Source organism: Streptomyces jumonjinensis (assembly GCF_009600885.1).
GTDB lineage: Bacteria > Actinomycetota > Actinomycetes > Streptomycetales > Streptomycetaceae > Streptomyces > Streptomyces jumonjinensis.
The window spans coordinates 1-1,513 of record NZ_VCLA01000182.1 but is presented as its reverse complement, the minus strand read 5'-3'; the positions used below and the strand labels follow the sequence as shown (position 1 = coordinate 1,513).

Below are 1,513 nucleotides of genomic sequence, written 5' to 3'. Positions count from 1 at the left end.
GCCAGACTGTCACATCATGGACTTACACGATCTTTCAGACACACCCAGTGCGTCCGGCCCCTCCTGGAACGAGAGGAGGGGCCGGGCGGGTACGGGAGGCGTACGGTCTCGCCGGGGTTCCGGTGAGGGCTGGGGTGGGCCGTAGCCGGGCACGGGGAAGCGAGCGGATACGACGATGAGGCCGCCCGGAGATTCCGGGCGGCCTCATCGTGGCAATGGGGTCAGACGGTGGCGAGGGTCTTGCGGGCGACGCGGAGTGCCGAGTGCAGGGCGAGGACCTCGTAGACGGTGGGGTGGACGGTGGCGCTCCACTCGCCCCGGAGGCCGGGCCAGGTGGCGAGGGTGACGTCCATGGTGTTCAGGCCGAGGTGGGCGGTGACGTCCATGCCGCCGGAGGAACTCGGGGTCCAGATGAGGAGGAGGGCGCCGGGGCCGAGCCGGTGGCGGCGACCGGTGGGGGTGGGGTGCCAGGTAGCGCGGAGGACGTCGCCGGGATGTGGGGAGACCTCGCGGACGAGGGCTCCCCGGTAGCCGTCCGGGACGGGGCGGCGGGTGGCTTTCCGCAGGGGGAAGAGGTTGGTGGCGGGCTGGTTCACGCGGAGGTCCAGTCCAGTTCGGCGGCGACGGCGGGCGGGAGGTAGTGGTCCTGGCCGTTCTCTGCGATGTAGACGGCCGGGCCGTCCATGCCGGTGCCCTCAATGACCTTGCCGATGGTGTGGGCGAAGGGCCAGTCCGGATTGACGGCGAGGAAGACGGGGAGAGCGGGGTCGAGGGTCTGGAGCTGGTGGACGAGCTGGGCGACGGTCAGCGGCTTCGACAGGACAGGTACCTCCGGTACGTGGCGTGGGCGGGGTTCAGTGGGTGGCGGTGCGGTGGCGGCGGCCCATCTCGGCGGCGTAGCCCTTGGTCGCCGAGCGGGTGCTGCTCCAGGCGCAGTCGCAGGAGGCGACGAAGCCGGTGCGGCCGGGACAGCCTTCGGCGAGCGCTCTGTTGCCGGTCGTGTACTTGTGGTCGGGCGGGCAGACGGTCTTGTCCGGGTGATAGGCGGTCACGGTGACCTTGTGGGGCACGGGCAGTCCTCCGGGGACGGGGGCGGGCGTTCAGGAGCAGTGGGCGCACAGGGCCGTGGGAGTGGCGATGAGCCCGGCGAGAAACCCGGCGACGGCCTGCGGGGGTATCCCGGCGGGGAAGGTCTGCTGCCAGACCGGGTTGCCGTCCACGTCCAGGGTGCGGATGTGCCAGAGGTCGCCGTGGCGGGCGGCGGGGGCTTCGGGGAGGAACCCGACGTACAGGCCGCCGTCCGGGCTGGTGGCGTGGACGTTGGCGTCCGGGTCGGTGATCAGGGTCCAGCCCTGGGCCTGGAGGAAGGCGAGGACGGGTCCCGCGCAGTCGCATCCACGCGGCCATTCCCGGGCGTCCGGGGTAACGAGGGGGCTGAGCTTGGCGGGGCGGGGAAGAGCGAGGACGGAGTGCGTCACGGGTACGGGTATCCCTTCGTTGACCTGCGGTTTTT

General features: G+C 71.5%; 3 protein-coding genes. All 3 read right to left on the bottom strand.

Features of this window, described 5'->3' with window-relative positions; translation table 11 throughout:
• Positions 1-221: 221 nt before the first annotated feature.
• Positions 222-596, bottom strand: coding sequence for an esterase (locus FF041_RS28860; RefSeq protein WP_323393004.1), 375 nt, complete (start codon positions 594-596; stop codon positions 222-224).
• A gap of 258 nt (positions 597-854) precedes the next feature.
• The gene (locus FF041_RS28850; RefSeq protein ID WP_228388690.1) at positions 855-1,070 is read right to left on the bottom strand and encodes a hypothetical protein; all 216 of its coding nucleotides are present in this window, start codon (positions 1,068-1,070) and stop codon (positions 855-857) included.
• A gap of 30 nt (positions 1,071-1,100) precedes the next feature.
• Positions 1,101-1,513 (bottom strand): DUF317 domain-containing protein (locus FF041_RS39460; RefSeq protein WP_228388689.1); only part of this gene is annotated, 413 nt, incomplete at its 5' end.